A 23821-nucleotide genomic window follows, 5' to 3' on the forward strand; every position below is an offset into this window, starting at 1 on the left:
TCGAATCTCATCTTCCGGATCTCCTGTAGCACTTCCGTCCGTCTCATCTCGCACCCCCTTCAGGGCACTATGACGACCGGACAGATGGCGTGCTACAGAACCGGACAACTCATTAACTCCCAACACCTGTCCGGCGTTGAATTGGCGCCGTCAATTCGATGCCTATAGAATCCGTCGATTCCTCGCGCGACCCCACCGACCATGTCCATCGGCAAACTGACCCTGTCCCGCCTCGAAAGTTTGTTGCTAACTGCCTGCGACGACTTGCGCGGCAACATGGACGCCAGCGAGTACAAGGAATACATCTTCGGCATGCTCTTCCTCAAGCGCGCCAGCGACCTGTTCGACCAGCGCCGCGCTGAAATCCGCAAGCAGGGCAAGGCCGACGGCCTCGCCGCAGCGGACATCGAAGCCCTGCTCGAAGACGAGGACCAGTATTCCGGCAAGTATTTCTACGTTCCGCCCCGCGCCCGCTGGAACGACGAATGGACTGACGACAACGGCAAGCGTCAGCCGGCGCTAAAGCACACCAAGGAAAACGTCGGCTCCATGCTCAACAAGGCGCTGGAGGCCCTCGAAGACCACAACGCCGACGCCCTGCAGGATGTGCTCAAGGGCAACATCAACTTCAACGCCAAGATCGGCCAGCACACGCTGGATGACGACACCCTGGTCAATTTCATCCAGAACTTCGAAAAGATTCCGCTGCACGACGACGACTTCGAGTTCCCCGATCTGCTCGGCGCCGCCTACGAGTGGTTGATCAAGCACTTCGCCGACTCGGCCGGCAAGAAGGCCGGCGAGTTCTACACCCCGGTCGAAGTGGTGCGCATCTGCGTCGAAATCTGCGATCCGCGCGAAGACATGAGCATTTATGATCCAACGGTAGGATCGGGCGGCATGCTGATCCAGGCCCGCGACTACGTGCGCGAATGCGGCGGCGACCCCGGCGAGCTTTCGCTCAACGGCCAAGAGAAGATGGGTACCACCTGGTCCATCTGCAAGATGAACATGCTGCTGCACGGCATATCCCACGCCGACATCCGCCAGCAGGACACCATCCGCGAACCGCAACACCAGGCCGAGGCCGGCCAGTTGCGGCGCTTCGACCGCGTGCTGGCCAATCCGCCTTTCAGCCAGAACTACATCAAGAAGGAAATCAAGTTCCCCGGCCGCTTCCCGGTCTTCATGCCCGAGAAGGGCAAGAAGGCCGACCTGATGTTCGTCCAGCACATGCTCTCCGTGCTCAAGGCCGACGGCCGGCTCGCCACCGTGATGCCGCACGGCGTGCTGTTCCGCGGCGGCGAGGAGCGCGAAGCGCGGCGCCACTTCATCGACAAGGGCTATCTCGAAGCCGTGATCGGCCTGCCGAGCAACCTGTTCTACGGCACCGGTATTCCGGCCTGCATTCTGGTACTCAACAAGGCCGGCACTGGCGAACGCAAGCAGGTGCTGTTCATCAACGCCGACCGCGAATACCGCGAGGGCAAGGCACAGAACCACCTGCGCCCGGAAGACATCGACAAGATCGTCCATGCCTACCGCGACGGGAAAGACATTCCCGCCTACGCCCGCCGTGTCGCCAGCGCCGACATTGCCGCCGAGGACTACAACTGCAACATTCGCCGCTACGTCGACAACGCCCCGCCGCCCGAGCCGCACGACGTGCGCGCCCACCTGCACGGCGGCGTACCCGTCGCCGAGATCGACGCCCTGGCCCACTTCTGGCAGAACTACCCCGGCCTGCGCGAAGCCTGCTTCACCCCGCGCCCCCATCCCCGTCATTCCGGCGAACGCCGGAATCCAGAAGCCCCCTACGCCGACTTCACCGCAGCCCTGCAAGACAAGCGCGCCATCGCCGCCCAAGTCAGCGACCACCCCGGCGTCCTCCAACGCCAGGTCGACTTCATGGCCACCCTCGAACAATGGTGGCAACAACACCTGCCCATCGTCGAAGCGCTGGCGCCAGACCCGGAAAATCAGAACGCAAAGACCCGCAACGTCTACGCCCTGCGCAGCACCCTGCTCGACAGCATCGAGCGCGCGTTCGCAGGCCAGAATCTGCTGACGCGTTACCAGGTGCGCGGCGCCTTCGCCAACTGGTACCAGCAGCTCGCGGCCGACTTCAAGTCCATCGCCGCCAGCGGCTGGGGGCCGGAACTGATCCCCGACGAGGACATCCTGCAAAGCCAGTTCCCGCAAGTGCTGGCCGAACTGGAACAGCAGCACGCCCGCCTGGCCGAACTGCAAGCCCTGTTCGCCGCCGCTGGCGAGGAGGACTTCGAAGACAGCGACGACAGCGGCGTGCTGCCCGCCGAGCAGGTCAAGACGCTGAAGGCCGAACTCAAGGAAGCCAAAGGCAACATGAAGCTCGCCAAGCGCGACCGCAGCTTCGGCGACTGGGACAGTCATCGCCTCGAAGCCGAGCACATCGAGGCGCAACTGGCGCGGCACAAGGCGCTGGAAGACGAAGCCAAGGCGCTGAAATCCGCGATCAAATCCACCGCCGCGAAGAAGGACGAACTGGTCGAACAGGCCCGGCTGAAAATCAGCAAAGACGAAGCGCGCCAGGTCATCGTCGAACGCCTGGGCCAGGTGCTGTTCGCCAACTACCGCAGCTACCTGCGCGCCGACCAGCGCGCCGGCATCGCCGCCGTCGAGAAGCTGTGGAGCAAGTACGCGGTCACGGCGCAGCAGATCGAGACTGAGCGGGATAGCGCGGCGGCGGAGTTGCGGCGCTATCTGTTGGAGTTGGGGTATGAGTGACGTTTATAACGTACCCCTGAAAAGCGTCTTACTCCCCCCCATTTCTGGCAGTCGACCGGTAGGTGGGGTGTCGTCTGATACAGAAGGTGTTCCAAGCATTGGAGGTGAAAACATCCTTGTCAGCGGCGGCATGACTTACGACGAATTGAAGCGGATTCCGTTTTCGTTCTTCGAATTAATGCCAAAGGGAAGACTGCAACGAGACGATGTATTGATCAATAAGGATGGCGCGCAAACTGGCAAGGTCGGTTTCTACGAAGGTGACTTTGACAAAGCTGCTGTCAATGAGCATGTGTTCATTCTTCGAACTCGTGACTCGAGGGTATTGGAACAGCGCTATCTTTATTACTGCATTTTGCTGCCGGAGATACACAACAAAATTGAGAGGCGCATAACCGGGTCAGCGCAGCCAGGCTTGAATTCGCAGTTTGTAAAAGCTGTAGATATACCTCTTCAGCCGTTATCCAAACAGCGAAAGATCGCCGCCATCCTCACCAGCATCGACGCGGCGATTGAAAAGACCGAAGCGCTGATCGAGAAATACCAGCAGATTAAGGCTGGGCTGATGCACGACCTGTTCACCCGCGGCATCCTCCCCAACGGCCAACTTCGCCCTTTGACAGATTCAGTAGAGACGAAGCACGGAAGGCTACCGCGCGACTGGCGTATTGGATCGCTTCTCGAAGCAACAGACCCAGCGCGGCAACCGATTCTCACGGGGCCATTCGGAGCAGATCTTGGTAACAACGACTTTGTGGATGAGGGTGTTCCAGTTTTGCGGATCGGCAATGTTCAGCAAGGCCATTTAGACCTGACTGATCTGCTATTTGTCAGCGAAAGGAAAGCGCAGTCTCTAACTCGATACAAAGTCAAGGCGGGAGATTTGTTGTTCGCGCGCCAAGGTGCGACAACCGGACGGAATGCTCTTGCAAGCGACGAAGCCGACGGATGCCTTATCAACTATCACATCATCCGTGTTGCTCTCGATGACGAACGTTGCTCGCCTCTATTCATCGAAGCGGCATTCAGTAGCGAGATCGTCAAACGACAAGTTGAACGGGACAAGGGGCGAGGAACAAGAGAGGGCATCAATACCGCTCAGTTGACTGGATTGGCTTTTCCGCTTGCCCCTATTGACGAACAACGCCGAATTGCCAAAATTCTTGAGGCACACGGGAGGGAACAGCGCACTGCTCAACTTGAACTCCAAAAACTGCACCGCCAAAAGCTTGGCCTCATGCAAGACCTCCTGACCGGCAGAGTCCCCGTAAAAGTCGGCGCTGGCGAGACGGCGAATGGCTAACCACTATCCCAGCCTAAACCCGGAAAAGGCCCTGATCTGGCGCATTGTCCATCGCGACAACCTGCCCTGGATACTCGACAATGGTCTGCATTGCGGCAACAGCGATGTTCAGGCGCCGAACTGGGTCAGCATCGGCAACCCCGACCTGATCGACAAGCGCGCGACGCATCCGGTGCCGCGACCGCCGGGAGGTTTTCTCAATGACTACGTGCCCTTCTACTTCACGCCCTTCTCGGTGATGATGAAGAACATCCACTCCGGTCGCGGGGTCAAGCAACGGGCCAACGAGGAAATCGCGATCTTGGTGTCCAGCATGCACGTGATCGACCAGCAGGGCCTGCCCTATCTCTTTACCGACTGCCACGCCTACTACCAGTGGGCGAACTTCTACGATGACCTCGCCGACCTAGACAAGATCGACTGGCCCCTGTTGCAGCAGCGAAATTTCAAGCGCAACCCCGACGATCCGGCGCAGTTCGAGCGCTACCAGGCAGAGGCTTTGATTCACCAGTTCATGCCGATTTCCGGCTTGCTGGGTATCGTTTGTTATACCGAAGGTCTAAAATCCAGCATTGAACAGCAAGTACAAGCGCGCGGCCTGACGCTGCCGATTTACGCCAAGACGGGGTGGTACTTCTGATGATCACATTCACGCAAGGCAATCTTCTCGATACCCGCGCCGAGGCGCTGGTGAATACCGTCAACACCGTGGGTGTGATGGGCAAGGGCATCGCCTTGATGTTCAAGGAGCGCTTCGCCGACAATTACCAACGCTACGCGGCGGCCTGCAAAGCCAAGGAGGTCCACACCGGCAGGATGTTCGTCACCGAGGTGCGCGAACTCGATGGACCGCGCTGGATTGTCAATTTCCCGACCAAGCAGCACTGGCGGGCACCCTCGCGGCTGGAATGGATCACTGATGGCCTGCAAGACCTGCGCCGCTTTATTTCCGAGCACAGCGTCAAGTCGATCGCCATCCCGCCCTTGGGTGCGGGTAACGGCGGGCTGGACTGGGCCGACGTCAAGCCGCTGATCGAGGCCGCGCTGGGCGATCTGGATGGCGTCGAGATCATGGTCTTCGAGCCGACCGAGAAATACCAGAACGTGGCGAAGCGCACCGGCATTGAAAAGCTCACACCGGCGCGCGCCCTGATCGCCGAACTGGTGCGCCGCTACTGGGTGCTGGGCATGGAATGCAGCCTGCTGGAAATCCAGAAGCTGGCCTGGTTCCTGGAACGGGCCATCGAACGCCTGACACCGGACGCCAACCCGCTCGATCTGCGCTTCGAGGCGAACAAGTACGGCCCCTATGCCGACCGGCTGCGTCACCTGTTGAATGGGCTGGACGGCAGCTACCTGCGTTGTGACAAGCGCATCGGTGACGCCGATCCCTTCGACGTGATCTGGTTCGATGAGGGACGTCGTGATTATCTGGCGACCTACCTGAAAGGCGCCGAGGTCAAGCCCTACACCGAGGCGCTGGAAACCACCGCGACGCTGATCGACGGCTTCGAGTCGCCCTTCGGCATGGAACTGCTGGCCACCGTGGACTGGTTGCTGGATCGCGAACACTGCGAAGCCAGCATTGCCGGCATCCGTGTCGGCCTCGGCCGCTGGCCGGCGGGTGCGGAAGCGGCGGCGCGCAAGAACCGTCTGTTCGACGACCGCGCCATCGGGTTCGCCCTGCAACGCCTGACGGGACACATTCAGCACGCCATGGCGGCCTGAACGCCGGCATGTCCGAATACAGCGAGGTCGAACAGCCCTTCCTCCGCCAGCTTGCAGAACAGGGCTGGACGATCATCGACCAGGGCACGGGCGTGCCGCAGGACGCGGCACCCAGCCTGCGCCAGAGTTTCCGCCAGTGGCTGCTGCCCGAGGTATTCGCCGAGTCGGTCCGCCGCATCAACCTGACCGACGACGGCAAGCCGTGGCTCAGTGATGCACAGCTCGACGACCAGCAACAGCAACTGCTGCGCCAACCCAACCGCACGCTGCTGGAAGCCAACGAGGCCGTGCAGGCGCTGCTGTTCAAGGCCCAGGTGGATGCGAACGAACTCACCGGCGAGCGCGACCCGGTGGTGCGACTGATCGATTTCCACCACCCGGAGAACAACCGCTTTCACGCCATCAACCAGTTCCGCATCGATACGCCGGGCTGCGTGAAGGGCTTCATCATTCCGGACATCGTGCTGTTCGTGAATGGCATTCCGCTCTGCGTGGTGGAGTGCAAGAAGGGTTCGGCGTTCTGTGCCAACCCGATGCAGGAAGCCTGGGTGCAGTTGCAGCGCTACATGCGCCGGCGCAGGGAAACGGAGCTGGCCGGGCTGCGCGAAGGCGAGCCGCGCCTGTTCCATAGCTGCCTGCTGCTGATCCGCAGCAGCGGCATTGAGGCGGACTACGGCACGATCAGTTCGGGCGAGGAGCACTACCACGCCTGGAAGACGCTCTACCCGCGCGACGATGTGGCGCTGGAGGACATGAACGCGCAGCAGCAGTTGATTGCCGGCATGCTGGACCGCGCCAACCTGCTGCAGATCCTGCGCACCAGCAGCGTGTTCAAGGACACCGAGGGCGGCCAACGCGTCAAGATGGTCTGCCGATACCAGCAGTTCCGCGCCGCCAACCGGATATTGCAGCGCCTGCGCGGCGGCAAGACGGCACTGGAGCGCAGCGGCGTGGTCTGGCACACGCAGGGTTCGGGCAAGTCGCTGACCATGGTCTTCGTCGCGCGCATGCTGCGTGCCAGCGGCGACCTGAGCGATTACAAGATCGTGCTGGTCAACGACCGGCAAGACCTGGAAGACCAGCTCGGCGCGACGGCGACGCTGATCGGCGGGCGGGTGAATGTGATCGAGAGCAGCAACGATTTGCGCCGGCACCTGGCGACCGACAGTTCCGACCTCAACATGGTGATGGTGCACAAGTTCCAGGAACGCAATCAGGTGCTGAGCAATACGGTGGCCGAAGCGCTGGGCACCTATCTGGCCATGCCGGCGGGCAAGACCTTCGGCGTGGTGAATACCTCGCCGCGCATCATCCTGATGATCGACGAGGCGCACCGCACGCAAAGCTCGGACCTCGGCGACAACCTGTTCGAGGCCTTCCCCAATGCGGCTCGCGTCGCCTTCACCGGCACGCCGCTGATCACCGAGCGCCACGGCGAACGCAAGACGCACAAGCGCTTTGGCGAATACATCGACACCTACAAGCTGATGGACGCGGTGCATGACGGCGCCACGCTGCAAATCCTCTACGAGGGCAAGACGGCGGACAGCGCGCTCAACGAGAAGCACGCCTTCGATACCGCCTTCGAGGACTTGTTCCGCGACCGCAGCGTGGAAGAACTGCTGGCGATCAGGAAGAAGTACGGCGCCACCGGCGATATCCTCGAAGCGAAGAACCGCATCGACGCCATCGCCCGCGACCTGGTCGCCCATTACATCGACAACATTCTGCCCAACGGCTTCAAGGCCCAGGTGGTGTGCCACTCCAAGCTGGCCTGCGTGCGCTACCGCGAAGGCATCGAGGCGGCGCTGACGGAACGGATTGCCAGGGAACGCCTGACGGAAAAGCCGGATGCCGAATTGATCCGCAAGCTGGAATTCCTCAAACCCGTGGTGGTGATTTCGTCGGACGGCACCAACGAAGCGGCCTACATCAGCCACGCCCGCAAGGAAGCGCAGCGGCTGAATGCCGTCGCCAACTTCTGCAAGCCTTTCGATCTGGACGACGCGGACCAGGTCAATACCGGCATCGCCTTCCTGATCGTCTGCGACATGCTGCTGACCGGCTTCGATGCACCGGTCGAGCAGGTGATGTACATCGACAAGAAGCTGCGCGAGCACACGCTGCTGCAGGCCATCGCCCGCACTAACCGGGTCATGCGCGGCAAGCAGCGCGGCTATGTGGTGGATTACATCGGCCTGGCCAACCACCTGACCGAGGCCTTGAGCCTCTACGCCGCGAGCGACGAGTTGCAGGAATTGCACGACGGCCTGCAGGCCATCGGCTCGGAGCTGCCTGTGCTGGAAGAGCGCTACCAGCGCCTGCTGCAGCATTTCCGCGAAGCGGGCATCCGGCAGATCGGCGAATTCGTTAGGGGCAGCCTGCCGGAGCTGGACGCCGATGCCGCCGTGGTCGACGCGGCGGTGAAGGCGCTCAAGGACGAGAAGCGGCGGGCGGACTTCGAGGTCTATCTGAAGAAATTCCTGATGAGCATGGACATCATCCTGCCGCACGAGTCGGCCCAGCCCTACCGCGTGCCGGCCAAGCGCTTCGGCTACATCCTGCAGGTGGCGAAGGAGCGCTACAAGGACGCCAGCCTCGATCTCGGCGATGCGGGCGAAAAGGTCAAAGCGCTGATCAACACGCACCTGATCAGCCTCGGCATCAATCCCAAGGTGGCGCCGGTGGAGCTGCTGGCGGAAGATTTCATCGAGAAGCTGCAACAGCACGCCGGCAACAACGGCGAGGCCAAGGCCAGCGAAATGGAGCATGCGATCCGCAAGCACTGCACGGTGCACCACGACGAAGACCCGGCCTTCTACAAGACACTTTCGGAAAAGGTCGATGCCCTGATCGAAAAGCACCACGAGGAATGGGACCTGCTGGTCGAAAGGCTGGCGGAACTGCGCCAGGTTGCCATTGCGGGACGGCGCCAGGGTGACGACGGCATGAGCCGGGAAGCGACGACCTTCTACGAGTACATCGTCCAGGTGGGGTTTGCTTCAGGCGCCGTGACGCCGCAACACAAGGCGGAGTTCAAGCAGTTAATGGAACAGATCGTCGAACTGCTGCAGGAAACCGTCGGCAGCATCGACTTCTGGCAGAACCCGGACAAGCAGAAGCGGGTGCGCGGATTGATCAAGACGGAGATCGCGAAGTGCGCCATCGAGGAACTCAAGGCCAACCGGGAGCGAGTCGCGGTCGAAATCATGAAGCTGGCGAAGAACCGTCACGACGAACTCGTGCACAGTTCGGGCACCGCCTGACATGCAGCTAAGACAGGTTCGCGATATCGAATACCGCTTGCTGCCGGGAGCAGACCGACAGACCACGGACATCGTGATCGAGCGCGATGGCCGGATCAGCGTGCGGCCACCGAAACGCATGACGCCGGAGCAGGTCGATTCGATCGTGCTCCGAAAGCGCATGTGGATCTACCGCAATCTGGCCGACTGGCGCGATCTCAACACGACGCGGGTGGTGCGCGAATGGGTCAATGGCGAAGCCTTTCCCTACCTTGGCTCAAACTATCGACTGCTACTGGTGGGTAAGCAAGATGAAGCACTGAAGCTCAAGGACGGGCGCTTCTGTTTGCAGCGCTCAATTGTTGATAAGCAGGGCAAGGAAGGCGCACACCAGGCCTTTCAGGACTTCTACGAGCAGAAGGGGCGCGAGCGCCTAAACAAGAGAGTTGCGACGCTCGCCGCCAAGGTTGGCGTGCAACCGGGAGATGTCGCGGTCAAAGAGCTGGGTTACCGCTGGGCATCCTGCCTGAGCGATGGCCATCTGCATTTTCACTGGAAGTGCATGATGGCGCCGGTCACGATCATCGACTACATAGTGGTCCATGAGCTATGCCACCTGCGCCACCGCGACCATTCGGCCGCATTCTGGAACGAAGTTGACAAGATCCTGCCGGACTATCGCGAGCGAAAGGAATGGCTGCGGGCGCGTGGTGCTGAATTGGATTTGTGATGCTGCCGCGCAAGCAGAAGTAGCGCCGCCCCCGCCAGCGACCGAAGCAAGTCCCTGTGGGGCGCCGACTCTCCGATCAGGCGTAGAAGCGCTCTCCCCGTGCCGCCATGTCGCGCAGGATCTGCGGCGCGGCAAAGCGCGGGCCGTGCCTTGCCGCCAACTCGTCCAACTTCGCAATCGCCGCCGGCAGCCCCAGCGCGTGCAGCCAGCCGATCGGCCCGCCACGGAAGGGCGGGTAGCCCCAGCCGAGGATGGCACCGACATCGGCGTCGATCGGAGCGCGCAGCACCTTCTCTTCCAGGCAGCGCGCGGTTTCGACGGATTGGACGAGGATCAGGCGCTCGATGATCTGTTCGAGGCTGATCATCGCCGTACCGTCGGCGCCGACTCTTGGCGGAAAGTGCTGCCCCAGCCCCGGCCACAGGCGCTTCGGACCATCCGCCGGGTAGTCGTAGAAGCCGGCGCCCGACTTGCGCCCCAAGCGCCCAAGCTCGGCCACCATCTTCGCCGCGACGCGATCCGCCGCGCGCTCGACATAGGCGGCGCCGAGGTCGGCCCGCGTCTGTTGCGCGATCTTGTACACCAGTTCGATCGACACCTCGTCGGCCAGGGCCAGCGGCCCCACCGGCATGCCGGCCATCAGCCCGGCCTTGTCGATCAGCGCCGGCGGCACGCCTTCCTCGAGCAGGGCCATGCCTTCCGAAACATAGGTGCCGAACACGCGGCTGGTATAGAAGCCGCGCGAGTCATTGACCACGATCGGCGTCTTGCCGATGGCGCGCACGTAGTCCATCGAGCACGCCAGCGTGGCGTCGCTGGTCGCCTTGCCGACGATGATCTCGACCAGCGGCATCTTCTCCGCCGGTGAGAAGAAATGCAGGCCGATGAAATTGGCCGGGCGCACCGAGGCTTCCGCCAGGCCGGTGATCGGCAGGGTCGAGGTATTGGAGGCGAAGATCGCATCGCCGCCGATCACTGCTTCGGTCTGCTTCGTGACTTCGGCCTTGATCTCGCGTTTCTCGAACACGGCCTCGACCACCAGTTCGCAGCCGTTCAGCTCGGCGTAGTCGGCACTGGGTTTGATGCGCGCCAGCAGGGCGTCGGCCGCTTCCTGCGTCATGCGCCCCCTGGCCACCTGCTTGCCCCACTGCTTCGCGGCATACGCCTTGCCCTTTTCGGCCGCCTCCTGCGATGTATCGAGCAGCACCACCTCGATGCCCGCCTGGGCGGTGCACATGGCGATGCCGGCCCCCATCATGCCGGCGCCGAGCATGCCGACCTTCGTGTACTTCTGCTGTGCAACGCCCGCCGGCCGCGAGGCCAGTTTGTTGGCTTCCTGCATGCCGAAGAAGAGGCTGCGGATCATGTTCTTCGACACCGGCGACATCACGAGGCTGGTGAAGTAGCGCGCCTCGATCGCCAGGCCGGTGTCGAGGTTGGTTGACAGACCCTCATAGACGCAGGACAGGATGTGCTTGGGCGCCGGGTAGTTGTCGTAGGTCTTCTCGCGCAGCATGGCGTTGGCCGCCATCAGCATCTGCATGCCGTTGGGCGTCGACGGACCACCGCCGGGAATCCTGAAACCCGTCGTGTCCCAGGGCTGCAAGGGCTTGGCGCCCGAGGCGGCGGCCGCCAACACCCACTGGCGCGCCGCGTTGCGTTCCTCGCCCGCCGCAACGACGGCGTGGATCAGCCCGATCTTCTGTGCCTCGGCGACCTTGATGCGCTTGCCTTCCATGAGCAGGGGTGCTGCCGCCTGCATGCCGACCAGGCGCGGCACACGCTGCGTACCCCCGGCACCGGGCAGCAGGCCCAAGGTGACCTCGGGAAAACCGAAACGCGCCTTGGGATTGTCGGCGGCGACGCGATGGTGGCAACCCAGCGCGATTTCCATGCCGCCGCCCAGGGCGCTGCCATTGAGCGCAGCGGCGACCGGCTTGCCGCCCAGCTCGATTCCGCGCATCAACTTGTGGGTGCCGCTGATCGCGGTATGGAATGCCGCCGCATCGGTGGCCCCGGCCAGTTCGGCAAGGTCGCCGCCGGCGATGAAGTCCTTCTTCGCCGAGGCAACGACGATACCCTTCACCGCCGGATCGACCAGCGCCTTCTGCATCGCCTCGGCATAGGCACCGATGGAGGCCGCGTTGAGGATGTTTTGCGACTTGCCGGGGTAGTCGAGTTCGACGGTGGCAATGCCTTCGGCATCGACGGAATAGTTCAGCATGTCAGTGGCTCCAGGGTGCCTTGAAGCTGCGATGGATGTGATGCTTTGAGAGCGCCAAGGACGACGGGGGGCCTCCTCCGTCCATGTCCTCCGTCGCAGGCTTTGCCTGCTCCTCCCCCTTTACTTACCGGAGGAGGCCCCCCGTCGTCCTTGGCGGGACGCGCTTCTGCCTTTTTGCCGAAAACCCGCGACGGCCCCACTTGATCGGGAGGGTGGGGCGTTCTGCGCAGCGAAGTAAAGGGGGAGGAGGCGCCCGCAGGGTGCCGACGGAGGACATGAGCGAAGCAGAATGCCCCGGCCTCCCCATTCCCCGCCGACCGAAAACACGCGTCGGTTCTCATTTCAAACCCGCTCAATAATCGTTGCCGTCCCCATGCCCGCCCCCACGCACAAGGTGGCGAGACCGGTACCCACACCCCGCCGCTCCATCTCGTCGAGCAGGGTGCCGAGGATCATGGCGCCGGTGGCGCCCAGCGGGTGGCCCATGGCGATGGCGCCGCCGTTGACGTTCATCCTGTCGTGCGCGACGTTCAGCACCTGCATGAAGCGCAGCACCACGGCGGCGAAAGCTTCGTTGAGTTCGAAGAGGTCGATGTCGCCGACCTTCATGCCGGCACGCTTGAGTGCCTTTTCAGCGGCATAGGAAGGACCGGTGAGCATGATCGAGGGCTCGGAACCGATCGAGGCGAAGGAGCGCACCCGGGCGCGCGGCTTCAAGCCCAGCGCCTCGCCCATCTCGCGGGTGCCGAACAGCACGGCGGCGGCGCCATCGACGATGCCGGAGCTGTTGCCGGCGTGGTGCACGTGCTCGATGCGCTCCACTTCGGGATAGCGCTGCAGCATCACGCTGTCGAAGCCGTACTTCTCGCCCTGCTCCTGGAAGGCAGGCTTGAGCGAGACCAGCGATTCCATGGTGGTCTCGGGGCGCATGTACTCGTCGTGGGCCAGCATGGTCAGGCCGTTGATGTCCTTCACCGGAACGATGGAACGCTTGAAATGTCCCGCGTCCCAAGCCGCCTTGGCGCGGCGCTGCGACTCCAGCGCGTAGGCATCGACGTCCTGGCGCGAGAAACCCCACTTGGTGGCGATCAGGTCGGCCGAGATGCCCTGCGGCACGAAGGCGGTCTTCGCCGCCACCTGCGGATCGAGCGGCCAGGCGCCGCCCGAGGAAAACATCGGCACGCGCGACATCGACTCGACGCCGCCGCCGACCACCAGGTCGGCCTGGCCGGACATGATCTGCGCCGCGGCCTGGTTGCAGGCTTCGAGACCCGAGGCGCAGAAGCGGCTGACGGTGACGCCGGGCGCCGTGATCGCGTAGTCGGCGTAGAGCGCGGCGACGCGCGCGATGTCGGCGCCCTGCTCGCCCACCGGCTCGACGCAGCCGAGGACCACGTCGTCCACCTTCGAAGTATCGAGATGGTTGCGGTCGCGCAACGCGCGCAGCACGGTCGCCGCCAGATGGATGGGCGTCGCCTGGTTCAGCGCACCGCCCTGCTTGCCCTTGCCGCGCGGCGTGCGCAGCGCATCGAAAATGTAAGCGTCACTCATACCCTTCCCCCTTCTCCCTTCCCTCTTCCCTTAGAACCCCTTCACAGGCTTCGGGAAATCAGTTCTTTCATGATCTCGTTGGTGCCGCCGTAGATGCGCTGCACGCGGGCATCGGCCCAGGCGCGGGTGATCGGGTAGTCCCACATGTAGCCATAGCCGCCATGCAGCTGCACGCATTCGTCCATCACTTTGAATTGGAGGTCGCTACACCAGTACTTCGCCATCGAGGCCGTCGCCGGATCGAGCTTGTTTTCGAGGATCAGCTCGATGCAGCGGTCGACGAAGACGCGGCCGACCTGGATCTCGGTCTTGAGTTCGGCGAGTTTGAAACGGGTGTTCTGGAACTTGGCGATCTCCTGGCCGAAGGCCTTGCGCTCGTTGGTGTATTGGATGGTCCAGTCCAGCGCCGCTTCGGCCGAGGCGATCGAAATCACCGCGATCTGCAGGCGCTCCCAGGGCAGCTCCTGCATCAGGTAGATGAAGCCGCTGTTCAGTTCGCCGAGCAGGTTTTCCGCCGGCACGCGCACGTTGTCGAAGTACAGCTCGCAGGTGTCCTGCGCCTTCATGCCGGCCTTGTGCAGCGGCCTGGCCTTGGTGAAACCGGGCATCGAGGTGTCGACCACCAGCAGGCTGGTGCCCCTTGCACCCTTGGCGGGATCGGTCTTGGCCACCACGATCACCAGGTCGCAGAGATAGCCGTTGGTGATGAAGATCTTCGAACCGTTCAGGATGTAGTGGTCGCCATCCTTCACGGCCGTGGTGCGCACCCCCTGCAGGTCGGAGCCGGCCGCCGGCTCGGTCATGGCGATCGCGGCGATCATCTCGCCGCTGGCCATCTTCGGCAGGTATTTGCGCTTCAAGGCTTCGCTGCCGTAATGCAGCAGGTAGGGCGCGACGATCTCGGAATGCAGGCCCCAGCCGAGGCCCGTGGCGTTGATGCGCGCCGCCTCTTCCATGACGACCACCGAAAAGCGCTTGTCTACGCCGTGCCCGCCATATTCCTCTGGCATCGTGGCGCAGAGCAGGCCGGCGGCGCCGGCCTTGGTCCAGATCTCGCGATCGACATGGGACTGCTCCTCCCAGCGCGCGTGGTGGGGGGCGACCTCCTGCTCCATGAAGCGGCGGGCGGTGTCGCGGAAGGCGGCGTGGTCTTCGTCGAACAGGGTGCGCGGAATCGTGAGCATGGTTTTCCCCGGGGCAGCGAAAGCCGGGCATGCTACCAAGCAAGCGCTTGCTTGACAAGCAAGGGGGTCGGGGCAAGAATTGCCCCTCGCCCCGGGGAGGACAATGACCATGATTCCCACGCCACCAATCATGACCGCCACGCACGAGGTGCTGAACCAGGCCCATGCGCTGGAGAATTACAACGCCTACGCCAACAACCGGCCGCTGCAGGAGGCCGTGGCGCAGCAGGGCGCCGGCTGGGCGCAGGACTGGCTGATGGCGCGCGGCGCCGAGGTCGGCAGCGCGGAATGGATAGAACACGGGCGGCTGGCCAACGCCTTCCCGCCGGTGCTGAAACTCTTCGACCGCTACGGCAACCGCCGCGACGAGGTGGACTTCCATCCTTCCTGGCACGAGTGCCTGGGCTGGCTCAAGCGCCACGGTTGCGACACCGGCCCCTGGGCCGAGCCCAAGCCCGGCGCCCACGTCGCCCGCGCCGCCGCCTACGTGATGTTCGCCGAGATCGAATGCGGCTCGCTGTGCCCGACCACCATGACCTACGGCGCGGTGCCCGTACTGCGCCACTCGCCCGGGATCGCTCGCGAGTGGATGCCGAAACTGCTCTCGCGCGACTACGACCGGCGCTTCATTCCCGCGGCGCAGAAGACCGGCGTGCTGATCGGCATGGGCCTCACCGAGAAGCAGGGCGGCTCGGACGTGCGCGCGAATACAACGAGAGCCGAAGCCAACGGTGACAGAACCTGGCGCCTCACCGGCCACAAGTGGTTCCTCTCGGCGCCGATGTGCGACGCCTTCCTGGTCACGGCGCAGACGGCGAAGGGGCTGTCCTGCTTCTTCGTGCCGCGCTGGACGCCGGACGGGCGACTCAACGAGATGCGCATCCAGCGCTTCAAGGACAAGCTCGGCGACCGCTCGAACGCGGGCACCGAAATGGAATTCTGGGGCTCGCTGGGCTGGCTGGTGGGCGAGGAAGGCCGCGGCATCCCCACGGTGCTGGAAATGGGCGTCTATACGCGGCTCGATTGCGCGATCGGCAGCACCGGCATCATGCGCGCCGCGCTCTCCCAGGCCATGCACCACGCGTCCTTGCGCGCCGCCTTCGGCAAGCGGCTGATCGACCAGCCGCTGATGAAGAATGTGCTGGCCGACATGGCGCTGGAAGTCGAGGCGGCGACCGCGCTATCGATGCGCCTGGCGCGCGCCTTCGACGCCCAGACGGACGAAGCCGAAAGTCTGCTGCGGCGCATACTCACCCCGGTGGCGAAATACTGGATCTGCAAGCGCTGCCCGACGTTGTCGGCCGAGGCCATGGAAGTGCATGGCGGCAACGGCTATGTCGACGAGGGGCCGATGCCGCGCAACTTCCGCCAGAGTCCGCTGAATTCCATCTGGGAAGGCTCGGGCAACGTGATGTGCCTCGACACCCTGCGCGCAATGGCACGCCACCCGAAGAGCATCGACGTGCTGAGTGCCGAGATCACTCCGGCGCTGGGCAGGAACCGCTGCTTCGACGCCTTCGTCGGCGCCTTGCAGAAGGGGCTGTCAGACCCGCAGGAGATCGAAACCCGCGCCCGCGAGCTGACCCAGGGCATCGCGCTGGCCATGCAGGGCGCACTGCTGCTGCGCCACGCCCCGGCGCCGGTGGCCGAGGCCTTCTGCGCCTCGCGCCTGACGCCCAGCCATTGGGGCGCCACCTTCGGCACCCTGCCGGCGAACACGGATTTCGCCACCCTGCTGGCGCGCGCCTGGCCGGAAGCCGCATGAACGGGATCAAGCCGGAGTGGCTGGCCGCCACCGAATTCATCGACCACGAGCACCCGGCGGTGCGCGACTTCGTCGCCGCAAGAGTCGGCGCCCACGACACGGCGAAGGAGAAGGCGCTGGCCCTCTACTACGCCGTGCGCGACGACATCCGCTACGACCCCTACTCCAGCAGCATGCAGCGCGAGATGATGCGCGCCAGCACCACGGTGATCCGGGGCGTCAGCTACTGCGTGCCCAAGGCCATGCTCTACTGCGCCTGCCTGCGCGCCGTCGGCATCCCGGCACGGCCGGGCTTCGCCGACGTCAAGAACCATCTTTCGACGGAGAAGCTGACGCGCCTGATGGGCACCGACATCTTCGCCTGGCACGGCTATGTCAGCCTGCTGCTCGACGGGTGCTGGGTCAAGGCCACGCCGGCCTTCAACCTGGCCATGTGCCAGCGCTTCGGCGTGCTGCCGCTGGATTTCGATGGCGAGCACGATTCGCTGATGCACCCCTACAACTCGTCCAACCAGCGCCACATGGAATACGTCAGGCAACGCGGCGAATTCGACGACCTGCCCTACGAGGAACTCACGGCCGACATGTTCCGCATGTACCCGAAACTGGTCGAGATCAGCGAAGGCCGCAACGGCGACTTCGACCACGAATCGGTGTTGAGGCCGACGTGAATCCGGAAAATCAATTCGTCCGCAGATTTCGCGGATTTCCGCAGATTCGGACCCGGCAACTCCATGCAGTTCAATCTGCGCGAATCTGCGAAATCCGCGGATAGATCGCCTTTGCCCTAATGACCATTCACATCCAGCGAAACGGCGCGGTGACCACGGTGGTGATCGATCGCCCCGCGGCGCGCAATGCCATCGACCGTGCCACGGCGCAGGCGCTGGCCGACGCCTTCCGCGAATTCGATGCCGACCCGGCGCAGCACGTCGCGGTGCTATGCGGCGCCAACGGCCACTTTTGTGCCGGCGCCGACCTCAAGGCCTTCGTCGCCAACCCCGGCGATTGGTCGCTGCAGGAAGAAGGCGACGCACCGCTGGGGCCGACGCGCATGCTGCTCTCGAAACCGGTGATCGCCGCGGTCTCGGGCTACGCCGTGGCCGGCGGGCTGGAACTGGCACTGTGGTGCGACCTGCGCGTGGTCGAAGCATCCGCGACTTTCGGCGTCTTCTGCCGGCGCTGGGGCGTGCCGCTGATCGACGGCGGCACCATACGCCTCTCGCGCCTTGTCGGCCATTCGCGCGCCCTGGACCTGATCCTCACCGGCCGCGCCGTGGGCGCCGAGGAGGCGCTGGCCATGGGCCTGGCCAACCGCGTGGTGCCCGACGGCGAAGCGCGCGCGGCAGCCGAGGCACTGGCGGCTCAGATCGCCGCCTTCCCGCAGACCTGCATGCGCCGGGACCGCCTGTCGAGCTACGAGCAATGGGGGCTGCCGCTGGCCGAAGCGCTCAAGAACGAATGCCGTCACGGCCAGGTTTCGCTGGCCAGCGGCGAGGCCGAATCCGGCGCCGGACGCTTCCGCGAGGGCGAGGGACGCCATGGCCGCTTCTAGAAAGCCAACGGCGAAGGACGAACCCAACCGCCGCGCCGAGATCGTGCGCGCCGCCAGCCGCCTGTTCGCCGAAAAAGGCTACGCCGCCACCCCCATCCGCGACATCGCACGCGCCGTCGATATGCAATCCGGCTCGCCCTTCTACCACTTCAAGACCAAGCACGACATGCTCAAGGCGGTGGCGCTCGAAGGCATCGCCAGCATCAGCCGCGCCGTCAGCAAGGCCGCCGAACGCGGCGACACGCCGCGTGCCACCTTCGAGGCCATGCTGCTGGCCCACCTGGAACAACTGCTGGGCGATGACGGCCGCCACTTCGCCGCCACCCTGCTGCACGAAAGCCACCACCTCGATCCCGCCGCGCTGGCCGAGCTGATCGAACAGAAGGATGCCTACGAGGCGCTGTGGCAAAAGGCGCTGCGCGAGCTCAAGCGCAGCGGCGAGATCGCGGACGACAGCCGCGTCACGCGCCTGCTGCTGATGGGCGCACTGAACTGGACCGTGCAGTGGTATCGCCCCAACGGCGGTCGCACCGTGAAGCAGATCGCCAGGCAGATCTCGGGGATGCTGCTGAAGTCCCGGTAGCCGTTGCCTTCCGGCCGGCAATTCCGGGCTCGTCCGTACGCCCATGGACAGCCGCTTGCCATATGCGTATGCTTGGGTCCTGCTGCCCATTCGGCATGTTCGGATGGCAGAAGGAGTGATCCGACACTCCAGGCTGGAACGAAGAAATCTAGTTAGCTCTTGCAACGGGTTCCGCCAGGCAACCGGATTATCCGACTGTCGCATATCCCGTTTACTCGCCGCTTCGTCGGCGACATCACGTTGGGCGTCTTGTAATCTGTAACGCCTCGGGTTACGATCGCGGATGATCCTGAGTTTCAAACACAAGGGCTTGGCCCGCTTTTTCGAGCACGGTTCCAAGTCGGGCATCCAGGCTCAACACGCCGAGCGGCTACGACTCATACTCGGTCGGCTGAATGTAGCCACCGCCGCCCGAGATATGGACATGGCCGGTTTGCGCCTCCACGCACTCAAGGGCGAGCGCAGAGGCGTGTGGTCGGTGTGGGTGAGCGGCAACTGGCGGGTCACGTTTCAGTTCGTGGGAAGGGATGCCGAACTGGTGGACTACGAGAACTATCACTGAGGTACTGCCATGCGTATGCACAACCCCCCTCATCCGGGTGAAATCATCAAGTCTCTGTGCTTGGAGCCCGCAGGTCTTACGGTTACCGAGGCTGCGGAAGGTTTGGGCGTAAGCCGTAAAACCCTTTCGGCAATCCTCAACGGGCGCTCGGGCATCAGTCCCGAAATGGCGATACGCCTATCCATCGCCTTTAACACCAGCGCCGAGAGTTGGCTGAGCCAGCAAGTGCAATACGACCTGTGGCACGCCGAGCAAGGGCGCAAAGCGCTCAAGGTCATCAAGCTTGCCGCCTAAGACGCCGAACCCGTCGTTCCATGGGACGCGCCGCGATGAAGCCGCGTCGCGTCCCTGAACTTCGACGTTGAAGCTGTAGAAAAACCCCTTTTCATCCGCGAAAGCTCTCCTCAAATAGCGCGATTACTATCGCGCCATTCGTCTTTTCATCGGTTGGGTTTCCACTGCACCGTGTCGCCCGAGACCGAACGAAGTCCCTGTGGGGCGCCGCCTTTCCTTCCGCGCCATCGCGCCAGGCACCGAGCGCCCGGGTTTGCCGCTCAGCCCTGGCCGAACTCGCGCACCGTCGCCGCGTAGTTCCGGTCTTCGTTCTTGATGTGGTTCATCAGCCACTTGATCAGGGTTTCCTGCATCTCCATCGCGACGTCCTCGCGCAGCTTGAAACGATGGCGGAATTCGGTGACGCGTCGCGTGAACAGTTCATGCACCTTCTTGTGCGCGCGCAGAAAGCGGTAGCCGGCGCGCTCCATCATCGCCTCCTCGAGACTGAAGTGCGACACGGTGTATTCCATCAGGGCGTCGATGATGCGCCCGACCGTCTCGCGGTCATCGCGGAGGCTCGCCTCGTGCAGGTCATTGATGAAGTCGACGATGCGCTTGTGCTGGTCGTCAATGGCGTCGATGCCGACGCTCAGGTCCGCCGTCCAGCTCAGGAGTTGCGCCATGGTACCCCCCCTCGATCCGCGTCTTTCGATACGCGCATTCTCGCGCAGTTCAGGCGATGGCAGGCATCCGCCATTCCGCCAGGTCGTGCGCCGGCATCGGGCGCCCGATGCCGTGCCCCTGGCCGAGCGCGCAGCCCATCTGCAACAGTGCCGCGTAGTGCGCCGCGGTCTCCACCCCTTCCGCCACGATGTCCATGTCGAAGGCGCGCGCCAGCGCGATGATGCCCTGCACGATGGCGTGGTCGCCCTTGTCCTGCAGCATGTCGCGGACGAAGGACTGGTCGATCTTCAGCGTGTCGACGTCGAGCTTGCTCAGGTAGGCGATGGAGGAGTAGCCAGTGCCGAAGTCGTCCAGCGCGAAGCCGACGCCGAATTCACGGCAGGCGCCGATCAGGGCGTCGATGCGGCCGATGTCCTCCAGCGCGGCGGTCTCCAGGACCTCGATCTGCAGGTGGCGCAGGGCATCCATCGCGGCGAGCTGCGTGGCGGTGGCCTGCAGCTTGGCGACGAAGCCCGCCGATTGCAGGTAGTAGGCCGATACATTGACGCTGAGTTCGATCGCGAAACCTTCCGCGTGCCAGCGATGCAACTGTGCGATCGCGGTGCGCAGCATCCAGTCGCCGAGTTCGACTTCCAGCTCGGTATCTTCCACCGTGCGCAGGAAATCGTCCGGCTGCAGGAGTCCGCGCCGCGGATGGTTCCAGCGGATCAGGGCCTCCGCGCCGACCAGCCGGCGACTGGCCATTTCCACCTTGGGCTGGTAATACAGCTCGAACTCGCCCACGGCCAGGCCCTGCCGGATCTCCTGCAGCAGCTTGTGGTGGGATCGCGCGCGCTGGTCGCTCACCGCATCGAACAGGTGGTAGCGGTTGCGGCCCGCCTGCTTGGCCAGGTGCATGGCCTGGCCGGCATGGCGCAACAGGGTATCCGCGTCCTGCTCGTCTTCCGGGTAGATCGCCACGCCGATGCTGGCGGTGATGTCGAGCACCGCATCATTGACGGCGATCGGCTGCTGGATGCATTCCAGCAGGCGCTGCAGGCTGCCGACGCATTCCTCGGTCGCCTGCAGGCCGACCAGCAGCACGGCGAACTGGTCGCCGCCGAGGCGTGCGACGGTATCGTCCTCGCGCACGGCCTCCTTGATGCGGCGCGTGACTTCGACCAGCACCTTGTCGCCGGCGCCGTGGCCATGGCGGTCATTGACCGGCTTGAAGCCGTCCAGGTCGAGGTGGCAGACCGCCATCAGGCCATGCTCGCGCTTGGTGCGCGCGAGGGCTTGCAGCAGCCGGTCGGCGAGCAGCTGGCGATTGGGCAACCCGGTCAGGGCATCGTAATGGGCCACGCGCTCGAGGTGCTTTTCATGTTCCATGCGCTCGGTGACATCGGCTGCCATGCCGGCGATGCCGCGCAGGCTGCCATCCGGGTCGAGCAACCGCACCCGGGTAATTTCCAGCAGATGCTCGCGGCCATCGACGAACTGCAACCATTCCTTGGACAGGTGCGGCGTTTCCGCGGCAAGGCATGCCCGGTCGGCCTGCCGGCAGTGGGTGGCGACCATCGACGGGAGCAGATCGGTGTAATGGCCGGCGGCGAGAAAGCGCGCCTCGGCAATGCCGAGCATGTCGGACAGGCGGCGGTTGATGAAACGCATCCTGCCGTCGACGTCGGTCATCCAGATGGCCAGAGGGATATGGTCCAGGATCGATTGGAGCAAATCATGATCCTCGTCTACCGCCTGTCCCGGCCCCGGCGGCGCGCGGTCGGCAAGCTGCGACTCCGCCTTGGGCGGCTCGGGAACGACGGCAGGCGATCCGGGTGCGGGAATGTTCATGACCATGGGCAGGATTACGGCCCCCATTCTACGGCGTCCCTGCGTGGCGAGCCGGGTCGGTCACGCCGGCGCCGCCCGGCGTCAGTCCAGGTAGGTACGGCCTTCCTCGAAGCGCGCCGCGAACCAGCCACGCTTCAGGCTTTCGGTGCGTACCTTGCCGCGGCTGTTGGGCGCATGCACGAAGCGATCGTCACCGATGTAGATGCCGACGTGCGAACGGGGCTTGTTGCGTGTGTTGAAGAAGACCAGGTCCCCGGGCCGCAGTTTTTCCGCCGCAACCGGCTTACCCTTGCGTGCGAGCTCGGCGGCCGAACCCCTGAGCTGCATGTCACCCGCTTTCTCGAACACATAGCTGACCATCCCGCTGCAATCGAGCCCGGCCTCGGGGTTCTTGCCGCCGAAGCGGTAACCGGTCTCGATCAGGCCCAGGGCGAACAGGACCACGTCGTTGGCCTTGGGGTTGTGCCGGTCGAGTTGATCGGCGGAACCGGGCGCGGCGGCCGCGCGCGCCGTGTCGTCATCGCCGACTTTTCCCCGCGACGCCACCGGCGCCGGATCCTGTCCGCCCGGCGGCAGCACGCCGCAGGCCGCCAGCACCAGGCTGGAACTGGCAAGCAGGGTGGCGAGCGATGTGCGCGGGGCCGGCATGCCGTCAAATGTATTCCGCTAGACTGTGCCTGTTAATCCCAAGCAAGGCAGAAAACATCATGCAAATCCGCGCCGCCGTGTTGAGCCAGATGGAACAACCGCGCCCCTACGCGCGAACCCGCCCGATCGCCATCGAGACGGTGGATCTTTCCGGCCCGGGACACAACGAAGTGCTGGTTAGAATCACCGCCGCCGGCCTCTGCCATTCGGACCTGTCCATCGTCAACGGCGACCGGCCGCGACCGATGCCGATGGCGCTGGGCCACGAGGCCGCCGGCGTGGTCGAGGAGACCGGGCCGGGCGTCACCGACCTCAAGCGCGGCGACGCCGTGGCTCTGGTCTTCGTGCCCAGTTGCGGCCACTGCCTGCCCTGCCTCGAAGGCCGCCCGGCGCTGTGCGAACCGGGGGCGGTGGCGAATACCGCCGGTACCCTGGTCGGCGGCCATCGCCACCTGTCGCGCGCCGACGGCTCGCCGCTCAACCACCAGGTCGGCGTCTCCTGCTTCGCCGAATACGCGGTGTGCAACCGCGGCTCGCTGGTCAAGGTCACGCCCGACCTGCCGCAGGACGTCGCCGCCGTGTTCGGCTGCGCAGTGCTCACCGGCGTCGGCGCGGCGATCAACTCGGCGCAGATTCGCCTTGGCCAGACGGTCGCCGTCGTCGGCTTGGGCGGGGTCGGCCTTTCCGCCGTGCTCGGTGCACTCGCCGCCGGCGCGCGCGAGGTGATCGCCATCGACAGCCTGCCGTCCAAGCTCGACGCCGCACTGGCGCTGGGCGCGAGCCGCGCATTCCGCGCCGATGACCCCGACCTGGTGGCCCAGGTCAAGGCGGCGACCGGCGGCGGCGTGGATATCGCCATCGAGGCCGCGAGTTCAGTCAAGGCGCTCGACACGGCCTACAAGATCACGCGGCGCGGCGGCACGACGGTGACCTGCAGCCTGCCGCCGCCCTCGCACACCTTCAACGTGCCGGCGGTGAACCTCGTCGCCGAGGAGCGCACGCTGAAAGGCAGCTACCTCGGCTCGGCCGTGCCGGCGCGCGACATCCCGCATTACATCGCGCTGTTCCAGGCCGGGCGCCTGCCCGTCGACAAGCTGATCACCCATCGCCTGACGCTGGACCAGATCAACGAGGGCTTCGACCGCCTCGATTCGGGCGAGGCCGTGCGCCAGGTAATCATGTTCTGA

The 23821-nt window shown here is 64.3% G+C and carries 19 protein-coding genes; 13 read left to right on the forward strand and 6 right to left on the reverse strand.

Features of this window, described 5'->3' with window-relative positions:
* Positions 1 to 201: 201 nt before the first annotated feature.
* From J0M27_RS18165 to J0M27_RS18190, 6 genes are read left to right on the forward strand one after another with little or no spacing between them, the layout of a single operon-like run.
* A complete protein-coding gene (locus J0M27_RS18165; RefSeq protein WP_294995077.1) occupies positions 202 to 2766 on the forward strand; it encodes an N-6 DNA methylase in 2565 nt (854 codons plus the stop codon).
* Positions 2759 to 4069, forward strand: coding sequence for a restriction endonuclease subunit S (locus J0M27_RS18170; RefSeq protein ID WP_294995079.1), 1311 nt, complete (start codon positions 2759 to 2761; stop codon positions 4067 to 4069). The genes J0M27_RS18165 and J0M27_RS18170 overlap by 8 nt, the downstream gene beginning before the upstream one ends.
* Positions 4062 to 4709, forward strand: coding sequence for a DUF4433 domain-containing protein (locus tag J0M27_RS18175; protein WP_294995081.1), 648 nt, complete (start codon positions 4062 to 4064; stop codon positions 4707 to 4709). Before J0M27_RS18170 ends, J0M27_RS18175 begins: the two co-directional genes overlap by 8 nt.
* Positions 4709 to 5797, forward strand: coding sequence for a macro domain-containing protein (locus J0M27_RS18180; protein ID WP_294995083.1), 1089 nt, complete (start codon positions 4709 to 4711; stop codon positions 5795 to 5797). Before J0M27_RS18175 ends, J0M27_RS18180 begins: the two co-directional genes overlap by 1 nt.
* 8 nt (positions 5798 to 5805) lie before the next feature.
* Positions 5806 to 9063, forward strand: coding sequence for an HsdR family type I site-specific deoxyribonuclease (locus tag J0M27_RS18185; protein WP_294995085.1), 3258 nt, complete (start codon positions 5806 to 5808; stop codon positions 9061 to 9063).
* A 1-nt stretch (position 9064) separates the two neighbouring features.
* Positions 9065 to 9772 (forward strand): SprT family zinc-dependent metalloprotease, encoded by a 708-nt coding sequence (locus tag J0M27_RS18190; RefSeq protein ID WP_294995087.1) that lies wholly within the window; start codon positions 9065 to 9067, stop codon positions 9770 to 9772.
* 76 nt (positions 9773 to 9848) lie between these two features.
* Here the strand turns inward: J0M27_RS18190 and J0M27_RS18195 are convergent, their stop codons facing one another.
* The 3 genes from J0M27_RS18195 to J0M27_RS18205 all read right to left on the reverse strand — a co-directional run bounded on the left by J0M27_RS18195 (position 9849) and on the right by J0M27_RS18205 (position 14731).
* The gene (locus tag J0M27_RS18195) at positions 9849 to 11996 is read right to left on the reverse strand and encodes a 3-hydroxyacyl-CoA dehydrogenase NAD-binding domain-containing protein (RefSeq protein ID WP_294995089.1); all 2148 of its coding nucleotides are present in this window, start codon (positions 11994 to 11996) and stop codon (positions 9849 to 9851) included.
* Between the two features lie 342 nt (positions 11997 to 12338).
* A complete protein-coding gene (locus J0M27_RS18200; RefSeq protein WP_294995091.1) occupies positions 12339 to 13547 on the reverse strand; it encodes an acetyl-CoA C-acetyltransferase in 1209 nt (402 codons plus the stop codon).
* A gap of 41 nt (positions 13548 to 13588) precedes the next feature.
* Positions 13589 to 14731, reverse strand: a complete 1143-nt coding sequence (locus J0M27_RS18205) for an acyl-CoA dehydrogenase family protein (protein WP_294995093.1) — start codon at positions 14729 to 14731, stop codon at positions 13589 to 13591.
* A 103-nt stretch (positions 14732 to 14834) separates the two neighbouring features.
* Between J0M27_RS18205 and J0M27_RS18210 the strand changes: the two genes are divergently transcribed.
* From J0M27_RS18210 to J0M27_RS18235, 6 genes are all read left to right on the forward strand, one after another.
* A complete protein-coding gene (locus J0M27_RS18210) occupies positions 14835 to 16496 on the forward strand; it encodes an isovaleryl-CoA dehydrogenase (protein ID WP_294995095.1) in 1662 nt (553 codons plus the stop codon).
* Complete coding sequence (locus J0M27_RS18215) at positions 16493 to 17167, forward strand: transglutaminase family protein (protein WP_294995097.1); 675 nt, start codon at positions 16493 to 16495, stop codon at positions 17165 to 17167. Before J0M27_RS18210 ends, J0M27_RS18215 begins: the two co-directional genes overlap by 4 nt.
* A gap of 119 nt (positions 17168 to 17286) precedes the next feature.
* The gene (locus J0M27_RS18220; protein WP_294995099.1) at positions 17287 to 18051 is read left to right on the forward strand and encodes a crotonase/enoyl-CoA hydratase family protein; all 765 of its coding nucleotides are present in this window, start codon (positions 17287 to 17289) and stop codon (positions 18049 to 18051) included.
* Positions 18038 to 18634 (forward strand): TetR/AcrR family transcriptional regulator, encoded by a 597-nt coding sequence (locus J0M27_RS18225; protein ID WP_294995101.1) that lies wholly within the window; start codon positions 18038 to 18040, stop codon positions 18632 to 18634. Before J0M27_RS18220 ends, J0M27_RS18225 begins: the two co-directional genes overlap by 14 nt.
* Positions 18635 to 18917: 283 nt before the next feature.
* Entirely contained in the window at positions 18918 to 19196 is a 279-nt protein-coding gene (locus J0M27_RS18230; RefSeq protein WP_294995103.1) for a type II toxin-antitoxin system RelE/ParE family toxin, read from the forward strand.
* Positions 19197 to 19205: 9 nt separating this feature from the next.
* The gene (locus J0M27_RS18235) at positions 19206 to 19490 is read left to right on the forward strand and encodes a HigA family addiction module antitoxin (protein WP_294995105.1); all 285 of its coding nucleotides are present in this window, start codon (positions 19206 to 19208) and stop codon (positions 19488 to 19490) included.
* Between the two features lie 260 nt (positions 19491 to 19750).
* On the opposite strand, the gene J0M27_RS18240 is transcribed toward J0M27_RS18235, so the two are convergent.
* From J0M27_RS18240 to J0M27_RS18250, 3 genes are read right to left on the reverse strand one after another with little or no spacing between them, the layout of a single operon-like run.
* Entirely contained in the window at positions 19751 to 20155 is a 405-nt protein-coding gene (locus J0M27_RS18240; RefSeq protein ID WP_294995107.1) for a bacteriohemerythrin, read from the reverse strand.
* A gap of 49 nt (positions 20156 to 20204) precedes the next feature.
* Positions 20205 to 22013 (reverse strand): GGDEF and EAL domain-containing protein, encoded by a 1809-nt coding sequence (locus tag J0M27_RS18245; protein WP_294995109.1) that lies wholly within the window; start codon positions 22011 to 22013, stop codon positions 20205 to 20207.
* Positions 22014 to 22067: 54 nt separating this feature from the next.
* Positions 22068 to 22634, reverse strand: coding sequence for a C40 family peptidase (locus tag J0M27_RS18250; protein ID WP_294995111.1), 567 nt, complete (start codon positions 22632 to 22634; stop codon positions 22068 to 22070).
* 59 nt (positions 22635 to 22693) lie between these two features.
* Here J0M27_RS18250 and J0M27_RS18255 point away from each other — a divergent pair, with 59 nt between their 5' ends.
* Entirely contained in the window at positions 22694 to 23821 is a 1128-nt protein-coding gene (locus J0M27_RS18255) for a zinc-dependent alcohol dehydrogenase family protein (protein ID WP_294995114.1), read from the forward strand.

This window comes from Sulfuritalea sp. (genome assembly GCF_017302275.1).
Taxonomy (GTDB): Bacteria; Pseudomonadota; Gammaproteobacteria; order Burkholderiales; family Rhodocyclaceae; genus Sulfuritalea.

Coding starts and splice junctions, on each gene's coding strand:
- J0M27_RS18165 (WP_294995077.1), top strand. CDS start 202: ATGTCCATCGGCAAACTGACCCTGTCCCGCCTCGAAAGTTTGTTGCTA.
- J0M27_RS18175 (WP_294995081.1), top strand. CDS start 4,062: ATGGCTAACCACTATCCCAGCCTAAACCCGGAAAAGGCCCTGATCTGG.
- J0M27_RS18220 (WP_294995099.1), top strand. CDS start 17,287: ATGACCATTCACATCCAGCGAAACGGCGCGGTGACCACGGTGGTGATC.
- J0M27_RS18180 (WP_294995083.1), top strand. CDS start 4,709: ATGATCACATTCACGCAAGGCAATCTTCTCGATACCCGCGCCGAGGCG.
- J0M27_RS18190 (WP_294995087.1), top strand. CDS start 9,065: ATGCAGCTAAGACAGGTTCGCGATATCGAATACCGCTTGCTGCCGGGA.
- J0M27_RS18200 (WP_294995091.1), bottom strand. CDS start 13,547: ATGAGTGACGCTTACATTTTCGATGCGCTGCGCACGCCGCGCGGCAAG.
- J0M27_RS18195 (WP_294995089.1), bottom strand. CDS start 11,996: ATGCTGAACTATTCCGTCGATGCCGAAGGCATTGCCACCGTCGAACTC.
- J0M27_RS18230 (WP_294995103.1), top strand. CDS start 18,918: ATGATCCTGAGTTTCAAACACAAGGGCTTGGCCCGCTTTTTCGAGCAC.
- J0M27_RS18225 (WP_294995101.1), top strand. CDS start 18,038: ATGGCCGCTTCTAGAAAGCCAACGGCGAAGGACGAACCCAACCGCCGC.
- J0M27_RS18240 (WP_294995107.1), bottom strand. CDS start 20,155: ATGGCGCAACTCCTGAGCTGGACGGCGGACCTGAGCGTCGGCATCGAC.
- J0M27_RS18185 (WP_294995085.1), top strand. CDS start 5,806: ATGTCCGAATACAGCGAGGTCGAACAGCCCTTCCTCCGCCAGCTTGCA.
- J0M27_RS18210 (WP_294995095.1), top strand. CDS start 14,835: ATGACCATGATTCCCACGCCACCAATCATGACCGCCACGCACGAGGTG.
- J0M27_RS18255 (WP_294995114.1), top strand. CDS start 22,694: ATGCAAATCCGCGCCGCCGTGTTGAGCCAGATGGAACAACCGCGCCCC.
- J0M27_RS18235 (WP_294995105.1), top strand. CDS start 19,206: ATGCGTATGCACAACCCCCCTCATCCGGGTGAAATCATCAAGTCTCTG.
- J0M27_RS18215 (WP_294995097.1), top strand. CDS start 16,493: ATGAACGGGATCAAGCCGGAGTGGCTGGCCGCCACCGAATTCATCGAC.
- J0M27_RS18250 (WP_294995111.1), bottom strand. CDS start 22,634: ATGCCGGCCCCGCGCACATCGCTCGCCACCCTGCTTGCCAGTTCCAGC.
- J0M27_RS18205 (WP_294995093.1), bottom strand. CDS start 14,731: ATGCTCACGATTCCGCGCACCCTGTTCGACGAAGACCACGCCGCCTTC.
- J0M27_RS18170 (WP_294995079.1), top strand. CDS start 2,759: ATGAGTGACGTTTATAACGTACCCCTGAAAAGCGTCTTACTCCCCCCC.
- J0M27_RS18245 (WP_294995109.1), bottom strand. CDS start 22,013: ATGGGGGCCGTAATCCTGCCCATGGTCATGAACATTCCCGCACCCGGA.